The following is a 21,181-nucleotide window of genomic DNA, read 5'->3' on the forward strand; positions in this document are numbered from 1 at the left end:
GTCCAGGGCTCGTCGCCTGCGACGCAGCAACAGGATGGCTCGTCCTTTAACAGAGCCCATCAGGAGCATTTATGACCGATTCGAACCCGTCTTTCCTCGGCAGGATTTCACTTGCCGTCGGCACCTTTTTCAGCATCCTCGGCGATGGCGAGTTCGCCGCCGGGGTCCTGCGCCTGCGTAACGGCGGCGGAGTTGCCGCCAGCGCAGCGCCTGCACCCGCATCTGCAACTGCTCCCGCTCCCGCGCCGCAGCCCGCCGCGCCCACGCTGAAGGAAGCGAGCCCGGACGCCGCGCTCCAGTTGCTCGGCCTGCTGCAACGCGACGCGCGCTTCATCGATTTCGTCGAAGAAGACATCAAGGGCTTTAGCGACGCCGACATCGGCGCCGCCGCCCGCCTCGTGCACGACGGCTGCCGCGCGACGCTGCGCGAGCATTTCACGATCCGTCCGGTGCGCGACGAAGCCGAAGGCAGCCGCGTGACGCTGGCCGAGGGCTTCGACGCCACCGCGATCCGGCTGACCGGCAACGTCGTCGGCAAGGCGCCGTTCAACGGCAGCATCAGCCACCGCGGCTGGCGCGTCGACGAAGTCCGTCTGCCGAAGCTGACCGACAGCCATAACGCCCGCGTGATCGCACCGGCCGAGGTGGAGCTATGAGCGACGCACGCTACTCGATCGGTATCGACCTGGGCACCACGCACTGCGCGCTGTCCTACGTCGATTGCACTGCCAGCGACGGCGAGAAAACCGCTCAAGGCGTACTGCCGATCGCACAACTCACCGGACCGGGCGCGATCGACAACCTCGATCTGCTGCCCTCGTTTCTCTACCTGCCGCACCCGGACGAGCTTGCCTCGGGCGACCTGTATCTGCCGTGGACCGGCCAGCGCGAATTCGCGGTCGGCGAGTTCGCGCGCAGCCGCGGCGCGGCCACGCCGATCCGGCTCGTGTCGAGCGCGAAAAGCTGGCTGTGCCATCCGGGCGTCGACCGGCGCGCAGCGATTCTGCCCAACGACGCGCCGCCTGAAGTCGTGCGCGTTTCGCCGCTCGAAAGCTCGATGCGTTACCTGACCCACCTGCGTGAAGCCTGGGACCATGCTCACCCGGACGCGCCGTTCAGCCAGCAGGACATCACGGTGACGATCCCCGCGTCGTTCGACCCGGCCGCGCGCGAACTGACCGCCGAAGCCGCCGAGGCCGCCGGCTACGGCCGCATGACGCTGCTGGAAGAACCGCAGGCCGCTTTATATAGCTGGATTCAGAAGAGCGGCGGCCAGTGGCGCAAACAGGTCCAACCCGGCGACATCATCCTCGTGGTGGACGTCGGCGGCGGCACCACCGACCTCTCGCTGATCGCCGTGATCGAGCGCGAAGGCAACCTCGAACTGCATCGCGTCGCGGTCGGTGAACACATTCTGCTCGGCGGCGACAACATGGATCTCGCGCTCGCCCACGGGGTCGCGCGCAAGCTCGCAGCGCTTGGCACCCAGGCCGACGCGTGGCAACTGCGCGCCCTCACCTACGCATGCCGCGTGGCGAAGGAAACGCTGCTCAGCGACCCGTCGACCGACACTGTACCGCTCGTCGTGCCGAGCCGCGGCTCGAAGCTGATCGGCGGTTCGATCCGCACGGAGCTGACGCGGGGTGAATTGACCCAGACGATCCTCGAAGGCTTCTTTCCGCAGGTGGACAGCGCGGCCCGTCCAGTGAGCCGCGCGCGCGCCGGTCTGACGCAACTCGGCCTGCCCTATGCGCAGGACGCCGGCATCACGCGACATCTCGCGGCTTTTCTCGGCCGTCAGGTGGGCGCGCTTGCCGAACTCGAAGGCTTGCGGGAGATGGACGCCAATGCAATGGCGGAAGGCGCGAGCTTCCTGCATCCCACCGCCGTGCTGTTCAACGGCGGCGTGTTCAAGTCGCCGTTGCTGGTGGAGCGCATCCTCGGCACGCTCAATGGCTGGCTTGCGGCTGAAGGCGCGGCCCCGGCGCGGCTGCTGGAAGGCGCGGATCTCGATCTCGCCGTTGCTCGCGGCGCCGCGTATTACGGCTACGTGCGACGTGGCAAGGGCGTGCGCATTCGTGGCGGCACGGCGCGCGCGTACTACATCGCAATCGAATCGGCGATGCCCGCCGTGCCCGGCCTCGAGCCGCCGATACAGGCGTTGTGCGTCGCGCCGTTCGGCATGGAAGAAGGCACCGCAGCCGAGTTGCCGGCGCAGGAGTTCGGCCTCGTGGTCGGCGAGCCGGTGCATTTCCGCTTCTTCGGATCGTCGGTGCGTCGTCAGGATCAGGTCGGCACGCTGCTCGACTTCTGGGGGCCCGAGGAATTGCAGGAACTGGAGGAAATCGAGGCTTTGCTGCCGGCCGCCGGCCGCACCGCCGGTGAAGTCGTGCCGGTGAAACTGCATGCGCGCGTCACCGAAGCCGGCACGCTTGAACTGGAAGCCATGCCGCGCGGCACGGACGAGCGCTGGAAAGTCGAGTTCGACGTGCGCGGCAACGCCAATGCATGAGTGCGATGAAGCGTTACAGCGTCGGGATTGATCTCGGCACGAGCAATACGGTGCTTGCCTATGCCGAGGCGGGCACCTCGGACATTCGCGTCTTCGAGATCGATCAGCTGGTGAGTCCCGGCGAGGTCGCCGCGCGGCCGTTGCTGCCGTCGGTGCGGTATCACGCGGCGGCTGGCGAACTGAGCGCGGGCGACTTGCAATTGCCCTGGCATGAGGCCAAGCGTGCTGCCGACGATTCGCAAACTCAGCCGGTCGTGATCGGCCGGCTCGCGCGCACGCTCGGCGGCCAGGTGCCGGGGCGGCTGGTGGCGAGCGCGAAGAGCTGGTTGTCGCATGCGTCGGTCGACCGGGTCGCGCCGATTCTGCCGTGGGGCGCCACCGACGATGTCCGCAAGGTCTCGCCGGTCGAAGCCAGTGCGAGCTATCTGGCGCATGTGCGCGCGGCCTGGAACCAGCGCTTTCCGGATGCGCGGCTCGAAGATCAGGACGTCGTGCTCACCGTGCCCGCTTCTTTCGATGAAGGCGCGCGAGCGTTGACGGTGGAAGCGGCGCGTCTCGCCGGCCTGCCCGCGTTGCGGCTGCTCGAAGAGCCGCAGGCGGCGTTCTACGACTGGTTGTTTCATCATCGTGAGAGCCTGTCGGCTGAACTGGCGGACACACGCCTCGTGCTGATCTGCGATGTAGGCGGCGGTACGACCGACCTCACGCTGATCGAAGTGCGAAACGTGCAAACGCACGACGGCGAGCCTGAACTTACGCGCATCGGCGTAGGCAATCACTTGATGCTCGGCGGCGACAATATGGACCTCGCGCTCGCGCATCGGGTCGAGGCGCGCTTGCCTCACGCCGGCAGCGAGCGCACGCGTTTATCGGCGGCTAGTCTGTCGCAACTGGTCGAGCGATGCCGCGGCGCGAAAGAGCAACTGCTTGGGCCGCAAGCGCCCGACTCGGCTTCCATCACGCTGCTCGGCGCCGGCTCGAAGCTGATCGGCGGTGCGCGCACGGCGCAGGTGACGCGCCAGGAGGTCGAGCAGATCATCGTCGACGGCTTCTTTCCCGCGGTGACGTCGAGCGAACGGCCGGGACGTCCACGCGGCGCGATCGTCGAGTTCGGCCTGCCCTATGCAACCGATGCCGCGATCACGCGGCATATCGCGGCGTTCCTGAGCCGCTTCGCTGCGCAGTCGCGCAAAGCGCTGGGTTCGCCTTCCACGGCTGAAGGTAATGCTACAGACAGCGGGCCTTTGCCGGTGCCCGACACGCTGTTGCTGAACGGCGGCGTGTTCCGCGCCGAAGCGTTGACGCAACGTCTCGCCAGCACCTTGGGCGACTGGCGCGGCGAGCCGCTCAACGTGCTGCATAACGGCAACCCCGACGTGGCCGTCGCCCGTGGCGCGGTTGCCTATGCGCTTGCCCGCGCGGGTCAGGCGCCGAAAATCGGCGGCGGCTCGCCGCGCAGCTACTTTCTCGTGCTCGATGAAACCGGCGATGGCAATGCCAATGGCAACGGCGCGCAAAACGGCGAGCCCGCGCCGCGCGGCATCTGCCTGTTGCCGCGCGGCACGGAAGAAGGCCACGAGATCCTGATCGAGGACCGCACTTTCGCGCTGCGCCTCGGGCATCCGGTGCGCTTCCACCTGGTCTCTTCAATCGCGGACACGGTGTATCGGCCAGGCGAACTCGCCGATCTCGCGACAGGCGACTTCGTTCGTCTGCCGCCGATCGCAACGATCGTGCAACCGCGTGGCGCCGGCACCGCGCGCGAAACGCCGGTGCAGATTGCCACGTCGCTGACCGAAGTCGGCACGCTCGAAGTGCACTGCATCGAGATCGACAACCCCGCGCAGCGCTGGCTGCTCGAATTTCAGTTGCGCCGTGAAGACGCGCAAGTGACGTTGCCGGCCGATCCGGCACAGACCCCGCATGCGGCGCTGGGCGTTGCGATCGAACAGATCGAGCGCACCTTCGGCGCCCGTTCTCAAGACGTCGGCCCGAAGGAAGTCAAACGGCTGCGCGCGCAACTCGAACAACTGCTGGGACCGCGCGAGAGCTGGAACAGCGTGCTGCTGCGCGAGCTGTTCGGCGCGCTGTGGGAACGCGCGCGCCGCCGGCGGCGTTCGGCGGATCACGAACGCCTGTGGCTGAATCTCGCCGGCTACTGCGTGCGGCCGGGCTTCGGCTACCCGCTCGACGAATGGCGTGTCGAGCAACTCTGGTCGCTCTTCGACGACGGCATTCAGTACGTCAACGACAGCCAGGTCTGGTCGGAATGGTGGACGCTATGGCGCCGCGCGGCGGGCGGCCTCGACGAGGGCGCGCAGCTTCGCGTGCTCGATGCGATGGCATATCTGCAAAAGGCCGCTCAATCGCGTCACAAGCTGCCGTTCGACGTGTCGAAAACGGGCTTCACCGACATGGTCCGTCTGAGCGCGTCGCTCGAACGCATCCCGGTGGAGCGCAAGATCGAACTCGGCGAATCCGTGTTGACGCGGCTGAAGAAACCCGCTGAAAACCATCAGAGCTGGTGGGCGGTCGGCCGCATCGGTGCACGGCGGCCGTTCTACGGCAGCGCGCATAGTGTCGTGCCGCCCGATATCGCAGCGCTTTGGCTGAACACGATTCTTGCGCTCGACTGGAAGAAGATCGATCCTGCTGCGTTCGCCGCCGTGCAGATCGCCCGCATGACCGGCGACCGCTCGCGCGACCTGCCTGAGGCATTGCGCTACACGGTAGTGCGCAGGCTCGAAGCGCTCAACGCGCCGCGCGCGTGGCTCACCATGGTCAGCGAGACGGTCGAGCTCGATAACGCCGACGAAGGCCGCGTGTTCGGCGAGTCGCTGCCCGCGGGATTGAAGCTGATCGCGAGTTGAGGGTGGATCGCTGAAGCACCACTACGGCCAATGAAGTGCCGCCACGGCGCGCGCAGCGCCGCCGGAAGAATGACTGCCTTGTCACCAGCGCGAAGTGTGCGAGAACACCGATTCCAGATGCGCCACTACCTCCTCCAAGCCAGGGGACCCGCTTAAGAGCTGGCGGTGTAAAGCCGCTTTCTTTTGCCTACTTTTCTTTGCGGCAGGCAAAGAAAAGTAGGTGCCCCCCGCACAGGGGGAACGCTAATAAACCAATATCAAATCAAGGAAAGGCAACGCCGTAGGCAAACAGACATAAAGCGCCGCGAAGGCAAAAAAACCAAGAAAATCCCAACGCCGTAGGCACAATTTCAAACAGACTTCTCAAGCAAAATTCTTCAGGCGGCTTCCGCCAACGCCTTACGCTCTTCAATCGCGACCGCCGGCGGCGCCGCGTGCCCGACACCCATCGATTGCAGCGATCGGGCGCACGCCTGAATCACCAGGCGCATCACCTGTGCATCCACCTGCCCGATGCAGCCGATGCGGAAACTGTCCACCACCGTCAACTTGCCCGGATAGATGATGAAACCCTGCTGCTTCATCAATTCATAGAAACGCTCGAACTCGAACGACGGATGCGCCGGCGCAAAAAACGTCACGATGATCGGCGAGCGCCAGCGAGCATTGAGCAGCGGCTCGAACCCGAGTTCACGCATGCCCGCGACCAGCACGTCGCGATTGTTCGCGTAACGCGCGAGGCGCCCCGCCTGGCCGCCTTCGAGCTTGTGCAAACGCAGCGCTTCGATGAACGCGGCAACCGTGTGCGTCGGCGGCGTGAAGCGCCATTGACCGGTGCGGTTCATCACGTCCCACTGGTCGTACACGTCGAGAGAGAGCGAATGGCTGCGGCCCTTGGCTTCCTGCAACGCACGCTTGCGAGCGATCACGAAACCAAAACCCGGCACGCCTTCAATGCACTTGTTCGCCGACGAAACGAAAGCCTCGCAAGGCACCTGGGTCACGTCGAGCGGCACCGCGCCGAACGCGCTCATCGAGTCGATCAGCAGCTTGCGGCCCTTCTTCGCGGTCGCCGCGGCGATTTCTTCGATCGGATTGAGAATCCCGGAACTGGTTTCGCAGTGCACCGCGACCACGTGCGTGATGCGCGGGTCGGCGCCCAGCATGCGTTCGACTTCCGCGCCGCGCGGCGGCAGATAGTCGCCCTTGTCGAGCACCGTACAGGCGCGGCCGAGATAACCGAGCGTGGTCGCGATGCGCTTGCCGTAGGCGCCGTTGGCCAGCACCAGCGCGTGGCCGTCGCGCGGCATCAGGCTGCCGAGCATCGCCTCGACGCAATAGCTGCCGCTGCCTTGCAGGGGCACGCAGTCGAAGTCGCCAGCCGTGTCGCCGGCGATCTCCAGCAAGCTGCTACGCAGCAAAGCCGTCATCGCGCGGAAGTCGCCGTCCCACGAGCCCCAGTCGCGCAGCATCGCTTCCCTGGTCGACAACGCCGTGGTGAGCGGTCCAGGGGTCAAAAGATACGGCTCGCCCTTAGCGGGCGGAACACATGTGACTGCGGACGTTGCTAAGGAAGGATCGAGCACGCTTTCCATGTTCGGAATCTCCGATATCGCTGTTTCGGTGAGTACACAGTACGGAAAGCACAGTACAGAAAGATCAGGCATCGGTAAAATCGATATAATCGATGCATGTATCGCAAAAACTTATCATCCGGCGAGGCACAGATGCAATACGCACAACTGCGGGCATTTCATGCGGTCGCGGAACATCGAGGGTTTTCCAAAGCGGCACAGGCGCTGTCGCTCACGCAGCCGGCCGTGTCGGACCACGTGCGGCGGCTCGAACAGGATTTCGGCGTCGAGTTGTTCGAGCGCGGGCCGCGCGGCGTCGAAACCACCGAACTCGGCCTCCGTCTGTTCAGCGTCACGCGGCAGATGCTCAGTTGCGAGCGCGATGCGCGGCAGCTGCTGGAGTCGGCGGGCGGCCTCGAATCCGGTTCATTGTCGCTGGTCGCGGATGCCCCCGATCTCGCCGTCGCGCTGATCGGCGCGTTTCGCAAGCTGCATCCGGGGATTGTCGTGACGCTGTCGATCGCCAATGCCGCGGATTGTATGCAGCGCGTGCTGTCGAGCGCGGTCGACGCCGCGATTACCGCCGCGCCGCAGGTGCACAGCCGGCTCGAAGCACGTGTGCTGAGGCGCGATCCGCTGGTGGCGATGGTGCCCGCAAGCTGTCTGGTGGCGAAGAAGCGCAAGCTGACTTACGCGGAACTGGTGCAGCAACCCATGATTTTCCGCGAGCCGCAATCCGTCACGCAGCAGTTGCTCGAAATCGAGCTGGTGCGCGAGTCGTTGCAGGTCGAACCGGTGATGTATGTGGACGGCCGCGAAGCGCTGGAAGAAGCGGTCGCGCAAGGGATGGGCGTGGGCGTGATCGCGCGCGCCGAATTCAACGAATCGCGGCGGATCAGGATGATTCCGCTACAGGATTGCCAGGTGCAGATGATCGAGTCGCTGACGCGCCTCGCCGGGCGGCCGGGATCGAATTTGCTCGACGCGTTGTTTGCGGTGGAATTGACGAGCGCCGGTGCCGCCGCTTAGTCAACGGCGCCATAAACCGGCAAGCCGCCCGGCAAGTCTCACCGGGCGGCTTTCATGCTTTCACGATGCAGCATGCGCGGCGGCGCTGCCTCGCCCGAGGCTAACAAACGCCTTCGCGCAAAACTTCTTAACGCGATCCGCCGCTGGCGAGCAGGCTCTCGCCGGTCATCCAGCGCGAGTCGTCCGAAGCCAGGAACACGGCGACGCCCGCGATATCCTCTGGCTGCCCGATCCGGCCGAGCGGTGTCTGGCTGACGGCCCACGCCTCCAGGTCGGAACCGACAAAGCCTCCGCTATGCGTGCCTTCGGTTTCAACCATGCCCGGATTCACCGAGTTGACGCGAATCTTCCTCGGCCCGAGTTCACGGGCGAGCACGCCGGTAATCCCGTCGACGGCTGCCTTCGTGGCGGTGTAAACCGCGCTGCCCGCCGGCGTAATGCGGCTGACCAGCGAACTGACATTGACAATGCTGCCGCCTTCGCCGAGATGTTTCGCCGCCGCTTGCGTGACCAATAGCAAACCCAGCACGTTCACATTGAAGTGTTTATGGAAGTGCTCTTCGGTGATGGCTTCGATCGGCGCGAATTCATAGACGCCGGAGTTGTTGACGAGGATATCGAGCTGGCCGTACGTTTCGACCGCCGCATCGATGATGCCTTGCGCATCCGCTGCTTTCGACACATCGCCCGCCACGGCAACCGCCTTGCCGCCCGCCGCGGTGATTGCGTCGACCACCGCCTCCGCGCCGGTCTTGCTGGACGCATAGTTGACCACCACTGACGCGCCTTGCGCCGCGAGCGCCTTGGCGATAGCGGCGCCGATACCTTTCGATGCGCCTGTCACTACTGCAACTTTACCTGCGAGCTTGCTCATGATCGCTTCCTGTGAAGTGGGTTTGCGCCGGCGTGCTGCCGCGAAGATTCGCGGGGCCGACGTCGATGGAGCGGGACATGCGGTGGCGCTGTCACAGGACACAATGTAGGCAGGTAAGCCGGATGGATAAAGCGGCTGAAGACGAATAGATACGTCGGGTGAGCCGAACAATCGGATTTTGTTTGACGTGGCAGGTGGGTTGCGGTTTCGACCCGCGGTTTCGCCCCCTACACGTAGTCTTCCAACAACTCGATGGCTCTTCGCGTTGAGAGGTGACGACCCTGCTTATTGGTGGTGCGGAGCTTGAGCGCAGCAATCAGTTCGCAGTAGCGCTCAAGTTCGGCCTGAGCCAGCACACGCGGCCCGCCATGGTCAGCGCGATGCACGGTGTGCGGTTGCAGGAGTCGATGCAGCGACCGATAGACCGTTGTCGAGGACACCCCGTACAGCTCGGCCGTCGCGGCAACCTGTGCGGCCCGTTCCGGACTTTTATGCGGCAGACGGTCGAGCCGTTGCCGCAGCTGCATCAGCGAGTCGGGCGGAATCGTCTTACGCCGCCCGCTGGGCATTACGTTCCGCCTGGGTCAGATAGTTGTACAAGGTGGAGCGGCCAATGCCCATCAACCGGCAGATTTCCTCCACGGTGTGCCGGCGCTCGTGGTAGAGCTGTAGCGCGAGTTGCTCGCGGGCCGGATCGAGCCGCTTCTTGCGGCCGCCCTTGTGGCCCCGTGCGCGGGCGGCCGACAGACCGGCACGGGTGCGCTCGCGGATCAAGTTGCGTTCGAACTCCGCGAGCGCGCCAAACAGGTGAAACACGAGCCGGCCACCGATCGACGCGGTATCGATGCTCTCCTGCAAGCTGCGTAGACCGACGCCGGCGGCGTCGAACCGTTCGACCAGGTAGATCAGATCCTTCAGCGAACGCCCGAGCCGGTCGAGACGCCAGATCACGACCGTATCGCCGGTGCGCAGTGCCGCAAGCAGCTCGAGCAAACCGGTGCGCTCAGACTTCGCACCGCTCGCCGTGTCCTCGAACACGCGCTCGCAGCCCGCCTTCGCCAACGCGTCACGTTGCAGGTCGAGGTGCTGGTCGTCGGTCGAGATGCGAGCGTACCCAATCAACATACGAATTCCCGTTTGTCCGATGCAAATCCCGTATAGTCGGACATTGAAATGTGGATGCTGATACTGGATGCATTTTATGTGGTTCCCAGCAGTATCGGGATCACGCCCGGTCAGCATCCAACAAACCTTCGTTTATTGGATTACATGGAACCGGTTAGTGGATCTGTCGTATTACAGAATCAACAAGCTACTGTGGCGCTGGAGCAAGAAAGATGGCGCACGCATCGTGCACGATGCCCAACTTTCGATGGAGAAAGCTCCGCCACCGTTGCCAGAACGCCCTCCAGCGCAAGCAGCGCCGCGTAAGCCGACCCCCAAGCCTCCCAAACCTGACCCACTCGTGAAGATGGTCGACGACCTGGGGAAGGTCGCCAACGCTTTTTCCCGTTTCAAGACCTGGCTGGAGACGCCTGACCCGCCGAAGCCATCCAAACCGCCGAAGCCCGTCAAACAGGACGAAACGGTGCCACCATTCGACATACAGGAGATTCCTGGCGCAATGCGCAAGGAGATGATGCCGGTCGGAGCCAAGTTGATGGAGCGATGGTTTGCCGGTCGGCTGAACTACTCGCCTACCGATGCTAACGAGCAGGCAAAAATCAATCAGGACGGGAAATCCTATCCACCCGGCATGTACGATACGACGACGGTCAAGCTTGACTGGGTACTCAAGGTCGCCCGTGCCAAGAAGAAATACGATTATCTGATAGCGGAGGCCATCCGGTCCGACAGGGCACGTAAAGCACTTCACGACGCACTCATCCCGTATAAGGGCATGGGCGACCTTTTTACTACGGACATTTGCGGGGGCGACCCCCAACAGTTGCACAAGCTGTTCCAGTTCCAGCTCGCTGAGGTTGACGGCACACTGGCGGAAAAAATCAGGATTCAACTCGTAGCGGATGCCGAGAACTCTGGCGTTCCTGATGACCTCACAGCCGCGCTTGGCTCATTCAACTTCTACGCAGCCGTTGGCCATGTCCGTTTCTCAACGGATATAGCTCATGGCCTGGTAATGAGCAATGCAACCATAGCGGAGGTGACAGGGATATGGGTGTATGTGAAGGATGATTACACGTTCACCGATAAACAGGGAGATCGGTCGCAGTATCTGGGGCACTGGAGCAGCGATGGTGTGATCGTCATTCCTCTTGACGGGGTTGCAGCCATCTCCCCGTATATCCCCTATGTAGAGTCACCGGTCACCCTCGGCAATCCGGTTATCAAGGGTGAAGTTCACTACCCCATTCATAACAGCGACTTCCGGCAGTGGCAGATCAAGCACCAGCGGGGCGGGGATTTCATCGTTTATACAGACCGCCGCTTTGTTCCGGTCGTTCCTCCGATCAAGGTGCATCTATGAAGATTACGCGGGGACGAGCCGCAGTGCTGGCCGGGATTGCTGTTATCGGCACGCTTTATTTCGGCCTATTCAACCATACTCCGCACGGCACGGAATGCGAAAAGTCGTCATCCCCGGATGGCATTTACATAGCCGAGCGTTGCGTCCTGGAGGTTCGGTCATTTCGCAGTGGCGACTCAAAATACGTTGGCCGATTATTCGATGCAACGAGTGGAAAACTGTTGGCAGAACACACTTTTGTCACGCCGGTTCCCGACCTTTTTTGGTCTCCCGGTTTTCACTCCGGTGAACCGGTCCCGCACTACATAGACCCATCCTTGAATTTTTCCCGTGGTGGTGAGGATGGCGACGGTTCAGATATTTCGTTACCACCGTCCCAATGGGACCGGCTTCTAGCTGCGCGGCCACGCTTGTAATCCGACCTGCTACACCTCGTCCAGTGCGCGCAGCAGATGAATCAGGCCTTTGTCGCGCTCTCGTCTGCGGATCGACACCCGCCTGCCAGGACACGTTTCGCGACAGGATGCTGGCCGCCGGGCTGCCGATCTGAGTGTCGTCAGTTGCAGATAATGTGAGCACGCGACGATGAAATGCAAGCACGGGTGGTTGAATGCAAGCACGGTTGCAGATAATCCGAGCATGTGCTGGTCGTCAGTTGCAGTTATTTCGAGCAAAAACGCGCGTCGATTGCAAGCACGGCCGGTTTCAATTGCAAGCGCCTACCCCTAGCCACTTACTTCTTTACCGCTTCGACGTAAACCCGCCGAAAAACGACCGCGCATTCGCATCGAGCGTCTCGATGTGATAGCCGCCTTCCTGCACGATCAACGTGGGCAGCTTCAACGCACCAAGCTTGCCGCCGAGTGTGCCGAAGCCTTCGGTCGTCACGGCTACCATCGATTGCGGATCGTCCTTGTAGATGTCGAAGCCGAGCGCAACGACCAGCGCGTCAGGCTGAAAACGGGCCACCGCCCTCAGCGCCGCGTCGAGTTGCTCGAAAAACACCGCTTCCGAGGAACCGTGCGGCATCGGCAAATTGATGTTGTAGCCCTCGCCTTGCGCCGCGCCACGTTCGTCTTCGAAGCCTGCCACCACCGGATAGAAATTGGTCGGGTCGCCGTGGATCGACACATACAACACGTCATCGCGGCCGTAGAAAATTTCCTGGATGCCCTGGCCGTGATGCATGTCGGTGTCCAGTATCGCGACGCGTCCGTATTTTCGCCGCAGCGCCTGCGCCGCAACCGCGGCGTTGTTCAGATAGCAGAAACCGCCGGCCGCCTCGGCGCGCGCGTGATGGCCGGGCGGGCGGCACAACGCGTACGCTTCGCCCGCGCCGTCGAGGATCGCGTGCGCGGCGGCGAGCGCGCTTTGTGCGGACCAGTAGGCGGATTCGTACGTGTCCACACCAACCGGGCAACTGCCGTCGGCGAGATAGCGAGCGGCTTGCGCGAGTACGCCGCGCAGTGGATTGTTCTCGCGGATATACACGTTCGACATCACTTCGTCGCCCCATTCCGCGGGGATCTTTTTCCACTCGCGATGCGCTTCTTCGAGGAAGCGCAAATAGTTCATCCCATGCACTTCAGCGAGCGGCGCCGCGCCGAAATCCGCTGGTTCGCGCACATCGAAGCCGAGCGTCTTCGCTGCTTCGACAAGCCGCAACGCGCGCTCCGGCACTTCCTGCGGCGTGCGCATCTGACCGCGCGACAAGTAACTACGTGGATGATGCTTCAGCTGGGCGGGATGAAAAAACGTCTGCATGTTCCAGTTCCTTTCAATCAGCGTGCAGGAAGTGCTTCGGGCGCATCGGCACGACGGTGCTTGAGCAGCAGGTGTCGCCCTTAGGCTTGCGTGACGATCTGCTCGTGGCCGGGCACGCAGCGCAATTGACGCTGGAGTTCGACAGTGTAATGTTTGGTGCGTATAGCTGGCATGTCGGTCTCTCGATTACGATGCGCCGGTTTGCAGCGGATAGCCTGGCGCATCTCAATGCAGCAGCATCGCACATAGCGCCACACCGGTCAGGTAGGTCCCAAGTGCGCCGACGAACCGGAAAGGGTTGGGTTTTGCCATCGTTGGCCATGCGATCAGTCCGACGACGAGCAAACAGCGGCACACGGTTGCCGCGACGATCAGCGACACTGTCGCCGTCGAAGGCGATCGCGCGCCAAGATAGAGAAACAGCAACGCGAGGAAGGGCGCGTATTCGGCCGTGTTGGCATGAGCCCGGACCAGCATGTGTAGCCGGTTCGAGGGGTCCGGCTCGCAGCCCGAGCCGGTGCCTTCGCGAAAACGCATCACCGAGACGGACAATCCGAGGCCGAACAGTAGTAGCCCTAGAACTACCACACATGCGAGAGCAACGTTGTGCATTTGAACGGGCCTCCTCGGCAGGCAATCAACGAACGCTGGTTTGATGGGTAAAGCCGGCCTGTCGGTCTCTCGATTACGACGCGCCGGTTTGCGGCAGATAGCCCCGGAAACTCCATTTGAAGGGGCGTGCGGCCTGATTATGCTCGCGGATAAACCGCTCCGCGCGCTCGCGCAGGCGCGCGGTGCTGGTATGGCACAACACCCGGCGCGTGTAGCGGGCAAGCTACAGTTTAGTTACGGGATGTTTTACTAGTCGATGTCGATGTCCACCTTCTGTGGCTTCGTTCGCGCAAAATGAATGCGGCGGAGCAGACGTTTCTCGACGGCACGGAGCGCACGATGCAACGTTACGCGCTGCCTGAACGGCTCGCACCACGCTGAAATCTGCACCGCCACGCTCGCCAGCACGGCCAACGCCCCCACTGTTTCCAGAATACCCGACCACACGATAAGGCCCTCCGTTCGTTCGCCGCTGCTGCCGCAGCGCGTTGCCCCACTTCTCAAACGAATACGCGCGCCAGCAACTGAATCCCCAGGCCCAACAAATAAAGGCATTGATCCGGCACCTTGCGGGCGTTTGAGCCGCCGGTAATATCAATCCAGTTTATTACACAGGCTATTTTTAATCGATTTGCCTGATTCCACTTCGGTTCTTATCCTTGACGTAAAACCGTATGCGGCTGACTGCATGCGCCGTCCGCTCTGCTTATTCTTCTGCCGGCAAGACCATGGAAAGAACCACCCTCAACGTGCGCGTCGACGCCGTACGCGACGAAGCGCACGGCGTGCGCTCATTCAGCGTTTCGCGTCTGGACGGCAAACCGTTCGACCACTACGAACCCGGCGCGCACATCGACGTCACGGGTCCCTCGGGCGTCACGCGCCAATATTCGCTGTGCGGCGATCCGGATCATCGTGACGCGCGTCTGTTCGCCGTGAAGCGAGAAGACGCGTCGCGTGGCGGCTCGCGTTCTCTGCATGACGACGTGACGGTGGGAAGCGAATTGACGATCGGCGCGCCGCGCAATCTGTTCCAGCTTGCGTCAGGGGCAAGCGAACACGTGCTGATCGCCGCGGGCATCGGCGTGACGCCGCTTCTGAGCATGGCGTACCGGCTGCTCAAGCAGAACCAGCGCTTCGTGCTGCACTATTTCGCGCGCGACGCGGAACATGCGGCGTTCTTGCCGCTGCTCTCGCGAGCGCCGTTCAGCGATCATGTGCGGTTTCACTACGGCGTCGAGCGCGCGAAACTGGATACGGTGCTGGCCGAATGTGTCGCCACCGCGCGCGAAGGCACGCACATTTACACCTGTGGCCCGGCGCCGTTCATGGAGCGCGTGGTGGCGATCGGCGAAACACGCGTTGCGTCCGACGCGATTCACCTCGAACGTTTCGCCGCCGAGCCTTCGTCCGCGACTTCCGGCGAAGCCAGCACGCTCGACTCATTCGACGTGCAGATCGCCAGTAGCGGCGAAACCGTGCGCGTCGATAAACACACGACGATCGTCGCGGCACTGGCGTCGATCGGCATCGAAGTGGATACCTCGTGCGGCGAAGGCGTGTGCGGCACCTGCATGGTCGACGTGGTGAGCGGCGCGCCCGAGCATCGCGATCACTGCCTGAGTAAAGCAGAACGCGCGAGCGGCAAGGTGATCTGCTGCTGCGTATCGCGCTCCGCTTCGCCGTTGCTGGTGCTGAACCTCTAACGCGTACGGGTTCATACAGGTGCTGCGAGCGCAGCACCTTGCCACGTTCAGCGCTTACCGGTCGTCGTCACGAATCGACGATGCGTGCCGGCACAGCGCGCGCACTTCGACATCCATATACGGAAACAGCGGCAACTGGCTCAGCACGTCGTGCAGATGCGCCGGGCTTTCCACATCGAATACGCTGATATTCGCGTAGCGCCCGGCAATGCGCCACAGGTGCCGCCATACGCCGTCCTGCTGCAGCTTCTGCGACATTACTTTCTCATCGGCCTTCAGACGCGCCGCGCGTTCGGCGTCCATGTCGGGCGGCAGATTGACGGTCATCTCGACGTGAAACAGCATGCTTACTCTCCCTTTCCGATCAATGATCAAATGACAAAAGCCCCCGGCTGCCCGGCAAACCACGCCGCGCAGCCGGGGTCGATAGATTCAGGCGGTACGTCTATGCGATTCGTGCAATTCGTGCGTTTTCAGGCTTCGGCGCGTACGCGTTCGACTTCGGCGCCCGGCAGGTTGTCGCGGTCCTTGAACAGCGTGAAGTCGAAATCGATCAGCGCGAAGTTGCCTTCCACACCATACGGTTTGCCTTCGGCGCCCTCGGCCTGCTTGACGGCCGGCACGAGGCCGTCACGCGTGGCGAACGCGAAGTCGTCCCACAGGTACGGATCGCCGTCGATATTGATCTGCGTGGTCAGCTTGCGAAAACCCGGCGCGGAAACGAAAAAGTGGATGTGCGCCGGACGATGCCCATGACGGCCGAGCTGATCGAGCAACAGTTGCGTCTGACCTTGCGGCGGCACGCTATAACCGACCGGCACCACGCTGCGGAAACTGTATTTGCCTTCGGCATCCGTGCGGATCGAACGGCGCAGATTGAAGGCCGGCTGCGATTTGTCGAAGTACGAGTAATTGCCGAGATGATTCGCCTGCCAGACTTCAACGAGCGCGTGGGCAAGCGGCTTGCCGTCTTCGCCGAGCACCCGGCCGCGCATCACCAGCGTCTGACCGGGATCGGTGCCGTCGTCGAGGCGCGCATGCCCTTCCGAGAGCGGTGCGCCGGCCACATACAGCGGCCCTTCGATCGTGCGCGGCGTGCCGCCTTCGATACCGGCCTTCGCTTCCGCTTCGTCCAGACGCAGATCGAGAAAGTGCTCGAAGCCGAGGCCGGCGGCCAGCAGACCCAGCTCGCCGCTCTTGCCCGCTTCGCCGAGATAGTTCAGCGCGGTCCAGAACTCGGCCGGCTGCACGTCGAGATCTTCGATCGTATAGAACAGATCGCGCACGATGCGGTTGACGATCTGCCTGGTGCGCGGATTGCCTTCACGGGTAGCGCTGTCGTTGATCTTTTGCAGCAGCGCGTCGATGACTTGCCTGTTCATGGGGTATCTCCTTCGTTTGATGTTTCTTGACGGCTAACGTGTGAGCCGTCAGTTTGTGGTGACGCTTGCGCCCTTTCGCGTATCGCGCCGCAAGCGGTCGATCCTGTTCCAGTCGAGTTCGATGCCGAGGCCCGGGCCTTGAGGCAGATGCAAGGCAAAATTCTCGTAGCGCAGCGGCTCGGTGAGGATTTCTTCGGTCAGCAGCAACGGCCCGAACAACTCCGTGCCCCATTTCAGTTCGCCGAAGGTGCTGAAGAGTTGCGCCGAAGCGATCGTGCCCACCGCGCCTTCGAGCATAGTGCCGCCGTACAGGTCGATATTCGCGGCCAAGGCGATCGCCGCTACATTCGCCGCGCCGCTCAAGCCGCCCGATTGCGCGATCTTCACGGCGAACACATCGGCGGCGCGGGCGCTGGCGAGCGCAAACGCGTCAGCCGGGCCATGCAGCGCTTCGTCGGCCATCACCGGCACTTGCGCGAGATCCGTCAGACGTTTGAGACCGGCGCGATTCTCCGCGGCGATCGGCTGCTCGATCAGCGTCACGCCCGCGTCGGCGAAACGCCTGCCGGCCCAGATCGCTTCGGATTCGCTCCATGCCTGGTTCACGTCGACGCGCACTTCGCCGCGTCCGTCCAGCGCCTGTTTGATCGCCACGACATGCGCGACATCGTCGGCCACCGCGCGCGAGCCGATCTTCAGCTTGAACACGCGATGCCGCTTCGCTTCGAACACGCGCTCGGCTTCGTCGATATCGCGCTGCGTATCGCCGCTCGCGAGCGTCCATGCGACCTCGACCGAATCGCGCACGCGGCCGCCGAACAACTCGGACAGCGGCACGCCGAGGCGCTGCGCCTGGGCATCGAACAACGCGGTCTCAACCGCCGATCTGGCGAAGCGGTTGCCCTGAAATAGCGCGCGCAGCTTAGCCATCGCGGCGCCTGGACGGGTTGCGTCCATCTCTTTCAACAGCGGCGCGAAGTACGTATCGATGTTGACTTTGATACTTTCCGGGCTTTCTTCGCCATACGCGAGGCCGCCGATGGTGGTGCCCTCGCCCACGCCGACCACGCCGTCGGCGCAGCGGATGCGCACCAGCACGAGCGTCTGGCAGTTCATCGTCGCGACCGAAAGCTTGTGTGGACGGATCGTCGGCACGTCGACGAGGATCGTTTCCACGCTCTCGATTTTCACGGGTGTTGCTATCATTCGTTGCCCTCCTGCGCTGCTTTCTGAGGGGACCATATTAGAAACAAACCCGCGAAGCAGTCCAACACCGATTCCGACTACTTCCATACCTCAGGGGTATGGAGCGATCTGAGCATTGGGGCGATGACGGCCGTGGCCGCAATATCGATCGGGAAATTGGATATGTCTTTGCCTGGCAGGACAAATCAATACGGACGTGTCGCCTCATGTTTCGAATCGGCGAACGCTCGGTATGGCGGGTAACCGGGCGCGGTTCGGAAGAGATGTGCGTCGTCGTTGTACAGGCGCTAGTGTGACGCAGCGCTACCTCAACGGTCTGACTTCGAGCAGCCCCGCGCCAGCGGCGGTCTTCTGGTGGGACGATGCGGGCGGCGTAGGACCGGGAGAGCAGTACTACGGACCCGCCAGCTGTTGCTCGGGCAGGTCGGCCAATGGACCGGGTTACGGGGAAGACTTCTTCGGTGCCAGTTGCACGGTCGCCGGCGGCAGCGAATCTGGGCTTACAGCGGTGGCGCTGGCCCAATAGATCGGTTGAACTGGGCGTTTGACCTGCGTTTCATACGTTGACCGCCCCCTTCATGCCGGAGAGAACGGCCAAACCTTATTCCGGCCTGTTGCCTTGGCGTTATACAGTGCCTCGTCAGCGGCCTTGATGACCGCGGTCACATCGTCGTTCAGCTCCGGCGCCCAGCAGGCCGTGCCGATGCTGGCGGTGACCCGTCCGTATTCGCTGCCCGCGTGCTCGATGGCCAACTCGCTGATCGCCGCGCGGATCTGCTCGGCGATCAGCGCGGCGCCCGCAGGCGGCGTATCGGGCAGTACTACGACGAATTCCTCCCCTCCGTAGCGCGCCGCGCTGTCCGCGGGCCGGCGGATGTTGTCCCCGATACACCGTGCGACCGCGGCCAGTGTGTCGTCGCCGGCCAGGTGGCCGTACGTGTCGTTGTAGGCCTTGAACCGGTCGATGTCGACGAACAGCAGCGAAAACATGCTGCGCGTACGACGGGCGCGGCGCCACTCCCGATCGAGAATCTCGCCCAGGGTCCGACGGTTGTTCAGCCCGGTCAGGCCGTCCGTTCGCGCAAGCAGTTCAAGATCCGCTTCCGCCCGCAGCCGGCGCTGCAACTGGGCGCCCAGCAGAAACGAAAGGGCGACGAACCCCGAGCCGAATACGACCATCAGCGAGCCGATCGTCACGGCGCGCTGCCACCAGGCCGTATAGATGTCCTGCTCAGCCTCGGCCACCATGATGATCAGCGGCAGATCCGGAAAATTCCTGAAGAGGTACTGGCGGCGCACACCGTCAATCGACGCCGTGTCGCTGAAGCTGCCTTCCGGCGCCGACCTGAAATGCCGGAACGTGCTGGCTTTGCTGATATCGCGGCCGATGGTGTGCAGGTCGTACGGCTGACGCATGATCATGATGCCGTCGCTGCCGATCAGGGACACGGCTCCGTGCGGCCCAAGTGACAGTCCGGCGAAGAGCGTGTGGAAATACTCGAGGTTGACGGCGATCAGTACGATGCCGGCGAACGAGCCATCCGGATGCGAAAGCCGGCGGCTCAATGCAATGCTGGGCAGGTTGTTGCGCAGACGGGAGGAATACGGATCGCTGATGTAGAGACCGAAGTTTGGGTTATCTCGCTGGACAGTGAAATATTTGCGATCCGCGAAATTGCCCTCGCGCGGCACATCGCTGTCCGAGTCGACGACGATCTTGCCCGAGGCGTCCAGCACCAGCATCGCGCCAAGGTATTTGGCGGTCGCGGCACGATCGAACAATACCTGTCGACGCATGTGGGGCGGCAGCGCCAGCACTTCGGGATCGCGCATGCCATCGACGACTGCCTGCAGGGACAACGCGTAGAGTTCGAAATTTCGCTCGATGTCACGTTCGGCAATCAGCGCAAGGTTGCGCGACGTTTCGCGGGCGCGGTCCATTGCGTCGACCCGCCCCTGGTACAGCGCCGCCGCGCAAAGGGAAACCATCATCAGCGCGACGATAATCCCGCCACAGATAATCGCCAGGGGTGCGAACTGGCCGTGCCGCCGGCGGCCGACTGTGGACGCAAGCCCCCAGTTCTTTTTTGTTACGGTCGCCACCTGATCTCCTTGCCCTTCAGGAACATCCCGCCGCACCCGCCGCAATGCCAGCGGGGCAAGAAGTCGCGCGCCAATCGTCAGACGCCAAACGGCTTTTCCAGTTCGAGGCTCTGAAAGAAACCGATGATTCTACCGGTCTACCGATGCATTGCCGGCAATTTATCTGCCCTCTTGATTCGTATGCACCGTTGCCTCGATACCCTGCGAAATAGGGTCGCTTGACGACAAGGGCCGCAAAATACGCTTGACCCTTCGAGTGAAAATTGATCTTAAATGTCTTCAAATGTGTGACGAATTGATTAGTATGTAGAAACACGCCTTTCGTCATGCTCGCATGAGCGAACCGGCCGTGCAAGGGCCTCCCGATCCGGCAGTCAACCTGCGCGACGATGAATCTCCGGGCGCCCCGGCCATATCCCGCGAGAGGAGCGACGCATGACGACGGTGCTATTGGTTGACGACGAACCCGAGACTCTGGCAGCTTGGGAAATCTGCTGCGAGCGCGCTGGGTTCGACGTGAAAGCCGCACGCGATGGCCAGGCCGCGCTGGCCGTTCTGACGGAAAGCGCCATCGACATTGTCGTGGCCGATTGGCGCATGCCGGTCATGTCGGGCAGTGCGCTCTGCCACCATATCCGGAACACGCCGCGTCTCGCTGAGACAGTTTTTATTCTGGTGTCGGCGGAGCCAAGCCCGCCCGCGTTTGTGCGGTACGACGGCTTTATGCGCAAGCCCGTCGAGGTACCCGAATTGCTGGCCACGATGCGCCGCCTGCTTGCGGAGCATGCGGCCGAAGATGCCGCCAACCGGTATCACATTTCGACGCACTGAACGCGGCGGCAATCAACCGCGACACTCCGCGCAATCGTCTTCTGATACGGACGCTACGCGTGCTGTTCGGGGTCGAACCGGGTGCGACGTGAATCGTACGGAGGTCATGTCCCGTTGCCAGGAACGCGCGCGTTTTCATGCTTCGTGCAATGCGCGTGTGCCTTACAGTCGTGAAACTCCCGTTCTCTCGCCGGTGTGCTCCGCATGTAACAATCGCGCCCAGCACGCTC

The 21,181-nt window shown here is 62.9% G+C and carries 17 protein-coding genes and 1 pseudogene; 7 read left to right on the forward strand and 11 right to left on the reverse strand.

Annotated features, from left to right (window positions below):
- Positions 1-71: 71 nt before the first annotated feature.
- Genes AC3WOG_RS10950 through AC3WOG_RS10960 form a run of 3 tightly spaced genes read left to right on the forward strand, consistent with a single transcriptional unit; the run spans position 72 to position 5,382 of the window.
- Positions 72-656 (forward strand): DUF2760 domain-containing protein, encoded by a 585-nt coding sequence (locus AC3WOG_RS10950; RefSeq protein ID WP_492578010.1) that lies wholly within the window; start codon positions 72-74, stop codon positions 654-656.
- The gene (locus AC3WOG_RS10955; RefSeq protein WP_492578011.1) at positions 653-2,512 is read left to right on the forward strand and encodes an Hsp70 family protein; all 1,860 of its coding nucleotides are present in this window, start codon (positions 653-655) and stop codon (positions 2,510-2,512) included. The genes AC3WOG_RS10950 and AC3WOG_RS10955 overlap by 4 nt, the downstream gene beginning before the upstream one ends.
- On the forward strand, positions 2,509-5,382 hold the full coding sequence (locus AC3WOG_RS10960) for an Hsp70 family protein (RefSeq protein ID WP_492578012.1): 2,874 nt from the start codon (positions 2,509-2,511) through the stop codon (positions 5,380-5,382). The genes AC3WOG_RS10955 and AC3WOG_RS10960 overlap by 4 nt, the downstream gene beginning before the upstream one ends.
- Positions 5,383-5,759: 377 nt before the next feature.
- Here AC3WOG_RS10960 and AC3WOG_RS10965 read toward each other — a convergent pair whose 3' ends face one another.
- Complete coding sequence (locus tag AC3WOG_RS10965; RefSeq protein WP_492579776.1) at positions 5,760-6,977, reverse strand: 2-aminoethylphosphonate--pyruvate transaminase; 1,218 nt, start codon at positions 6,975-6,977, stop codon at positions 5,760-5,762.
- Positions 6,978-7,109: 132 nt separating this feature from the next.
- Here AC3WOG_RS10965 and AC3WOG_RS10970 point away from each other — a divergent pair, with 132 nt between their 5' ends.
- Positions 7,110-7,985, forward strand: a complete 876-nt coding sequence (locus AC3WOG_RS10970) for a LysR substrate-binding domain-containing protein (protein ID WP_492578013.1) — start codon at positions 7,110-7,112, stop codon at positions 7,983-7,985.
- A gap of 127 nt (positions 7,986-8,112) precedes the next feature.
- Here AC3WOG_RS10970 and AC3WOG_RS10975 read toward each other — a convergent pair whose 3' ends face one another.
- The 3 genes and pseudogenes from AC3WOG_RS10975 to AC3WOG_RS10985 form a co-directional block, all read right to left on the reverse strand.
- Positions 8,113-8,859: an SDR family NAD(P)-dependent oxidoreductase gene (locus tag AC3WOG_RS10975; RefSeq protein WP_492578014.1), complete on the reverse strand. Its 747-nt coding sequence runs from the start codon at positions 8,857-8,859 to the stop codon at positions 8,113-8,115.
- Positions 8,860-9,092: 233 nt separating this feature from the next.
- Positions 9,093-9,404: pseudogene (locus AC3WOG_RS10980) on the reverse strand (IS481 family transposase); the annotation flags it as partial.
- A 4-nt stretch (positions 9,405-9,408) separates the two neighbouring features.
- Positions 9,409-9,984 (reverse strand): recombinase family protein, encoded by a 576-nt coding sequence (locus tag AC3WOG_RS10985; RefSeq protein ID WP_492578015.1) that lies wholly within the window; start codon positions 9,982-9,984, stop codon positions 9,409-9,411.
- A 157-nt stretch (positions 9,985-10,141) separates the two neighbouring features.
- Here AC3WOG_RS10985 and AC3WOG_RS10990 point away from each other — a divergent pair, with 157 nt between their 5' ends.
- Positions 10,142-11,347: a DUF6402 family protein gene (locus AC3WOG_RS10990; RefSeq protein ID WP_492578016.1), complete on the forward strand. Its 1,206-nt coding sequence runs from the start codon at positions 10,142-10,144 to the stop codon at positions 11,345-11,347.
- A 741-nt stretch (positions 11,348-12,088) separates the two neighbouring features.
- On the opposite strand, the gene AC3WOG_RS10995 is transcribed toward AC3WOG_RS10990, so the two are convergent.
- The 3 genes from AC3WOG_RS10995 to AC3WOG_RS11005 all read right to left on the reverse strand — a co-directional run bounded on the left by AC3WOG_RS10995 (position 12,089) and on the right by AC3WOG_RS11005 (position 14,170).
- Positions 12,089-13,111 carry a histone deacetylase family protein gene (locus AC3WOG_RS10995; protein WP_492578017.1) on the reverse strand — a complete coding sequence of 341 codons (1,023 nt, stop codon included), beginning with the start codon at positions 13,109-13,111 and terminating at the stop codon, positions 12,089-12,091.
- A gap of 225 nt (positions 13,112-13,336) precedes the next feature.
- The gene (locus AC3WOG_RS11000; protein WP_492578018.1) at positions 13,337-13,723 is read right to left on the reverse strand and encodes an MAPEG family protein; all 387 of its coding nucleotides are present in this window, start codon (positions 13,721-13,723) and stop codon (positions 13,337-13,339) included.
- A gap of 249 nt (positions 13,724-13,972) precedes the next feature.
- Positions 13,973-14,170: a hypothetical protein gene (locus AC3WOG_RS11005; RefSeq protein WP_492578020.1), complete on the reverse strand. Its 198-nt coding sequence runs from the start codon at positions 14,168-14,170 to the stop codon at positions 13,973-13,975.
- Between the two features lie 281 nt (positions 14,171-14,451).
- Here AC3WOG_RS11005 and AC3WOG_RS11010 point away from each other — a divergent pair, with 281 nt between their 5' ends.
- On the forward strand, positions 14,452-15,429 hold the full coding sequence (locus AC3WOG_RS11010; protein ID WP_492578021.1) for a PDR/VanB family oxidoreductase: 978 nt from the start codon (positions 14,452-14,454) through the stop codon (positions 15,427-15,429).
- A gap of 54 nt (positions 15,430-15,483) precedes the next feature.
- On the opposite strand, the gene catC is transcribed toward AC3WOG_RS11010, so the two are convergent.
- From catC to AC3WOG_RS11030, 4 genes are all read right to left on the reverse strand, one after another.
- Positions 15,484-15,774, reverse strand: a complete 291-nt coding sequence (gene catC, locus AC3WOG_RS11015; protein WP_492578022.1) for a muconolactone Delta-isomerase — start codon at positions 15,772-15,774, stop codon at positions 15,484-15,486.
- 128 nt (positions 15,775-15,902) lie between these two features.
- The gene (gene catA, locus AC3WOG_RS11020; protein ID WP_492578023.1) at positions 15,903-16,811 is read right to left on the reverse strand and encodes a catechol 1,2-dioxygenase; all 909 of its coding nucleotides are present in this window, start codon (positions 16,809-16,811) and stop codon (positions 15,903-15,905) included.
- A gap of 48 nt (positions 16,812-16,859) precedes the next feature.
- Complete coding sequence (gene catB2 / locus AC3WOG_RS11025) at positions 16,860-18,017, reverse strand: muconate cycloisomerase CatB2 (protein WP_492578024.1); 1,158 nt, start codon at positions 18,015-18,017, stop codon at positions 16,860-16,862.
- Between the two features lie 576 nt (positions 18,018-18,593).
- Positions 18,594-20,009 (reverse strand): sensor domain-containing diguanylate cyclase, encoded by a 1,416-nt coding sequence (locus AC3WOG_RS11030; protein ID WP_492579777.1) that lies wholly within the window; start codon positions 20,007-20,009, stop codon positions 18,594-18,596.
- Between the two features lie 546 nt (positions 20,010-20,555).
- Here AC3WOG_RS11030 and AC3WOG_RS11035 point away from each other — a divergent pair.
- On the forward strand, positions 20,556-20,951 hold the full coding sequence (locus tag AC3WOG_RS11035) for a response regulator (protein ID WP_492578025.1): 396 nt from the start codon (positions 20,556-20,558) through the stop codon (positions 20,949-20,951).
- The last annotated feature ends 230 nt before the right edge of the window (positions 20,952-21,181 follow it).

This window comes from Paraburkholderia sp. FW306-02-B (assembly GCF_058782725.1).

Coding starts and splice junctions, on each gene's coding strand:
- AC3WOG_RS10950 (WP_492578010.1), top strand. CDS start 72: ATGACCGATTCGAACCCGTCTTTCCTCGGCAGGATTTCACTTGCCGTC.
- AC3WOG_RS10955 (WP_492578011.1), top strand. CDS start 653: ATGAGCGACGCACGCTACTCGATCGGTATCGACCTGGGCACCACGCAC.
- AC3WOG_RS10960 (WP_492578012.1), top strand. CDS start 2,509: ATGAGTGCGATGAAGCGTTACAGCGTCGGGATTGATCTCGGCACGAGC.
- AC3WOG_RS10965 (WP_492579776.1), bottom strand. CDS start 6,977: ATGGAAAGCGTGCTCGATCCTTCCTTAGCAACGTCCGCAGTCACATGT.
- AC3WOG_RS10970 (WP_492578013.1), top strand. CDS start 7,110: ATGCAATACGCACAACTGCGGGCATTTCATGCGGTCGCGGAACATCGA.
- AC3WOG_RS10975 (WP_492578014.1), bottom strand. CDS start 8,859: ATGAGCAAGCTCGCAGGTAAAGTTGCAGTAGTGACAGGCGCATCGAAA.
- AC3WOG_RS10985 (WP_492578015.1), bottom strand. CDS start 9,984: ATGTTGATTGGGTACGCTCGCATCTCGACCGACGACCAGCACCTCGAC.
- AC3WOG_RS10995 (WP_492578017.1), bottom strand. CDS start 13,111: ATGCAGACGTTTTTTCATCCCGCCCAGCTGAAGCATCATCCACGTAGT.
- AC3WOG_RS11000 (WP_492578018.1), bottom strand. CDS start 13,723: ATGCACAACGTTGCTCTCGCATGTGTGGTAGTTCTAGGGCTACTACTG.
- AC3WOG_RS11010 (WP_492578021.1), top strand. CDS start 14,452: ATGGAAAGAACCACCCTCAACGTGCGCGTCGACGCCGTACGCGACGAA.
- catC (WP_492578022.1), bottom strand. CDS start 15,774: ATGCTGTTTCACGTCGAGATGACCGTCAATCTGCCGCCCGACATGGAC.
- catA (WP_492578023.1), bottom strand. CDS start 16,811: ATGAACAGGCAAGTCATCGACGCGCTGCTGCAAAAGATCAACGACAGC.
- catB2 (WP_492578024.1), bottom strand. CDS start 18,017: ATGATAGCAACACCCGTGAAAATCGAGAGCGTGGAAACGATCCTCGTC.
- AC3WOG_RS11030 (WP_492579777.1), bottom strand. CDS start 20,009: ATGATGGTTTCCCTTTGCGCGGCGGCGCTGTACCAGGGGCGGGTCGAC.
- AC3WOG_RS11035 (WP_492578025.1), top strand. CDS start 20,556: ATGACGACGGTGCTATTGGTTGACGACGAACCCGAGACTCTGGCAGCT.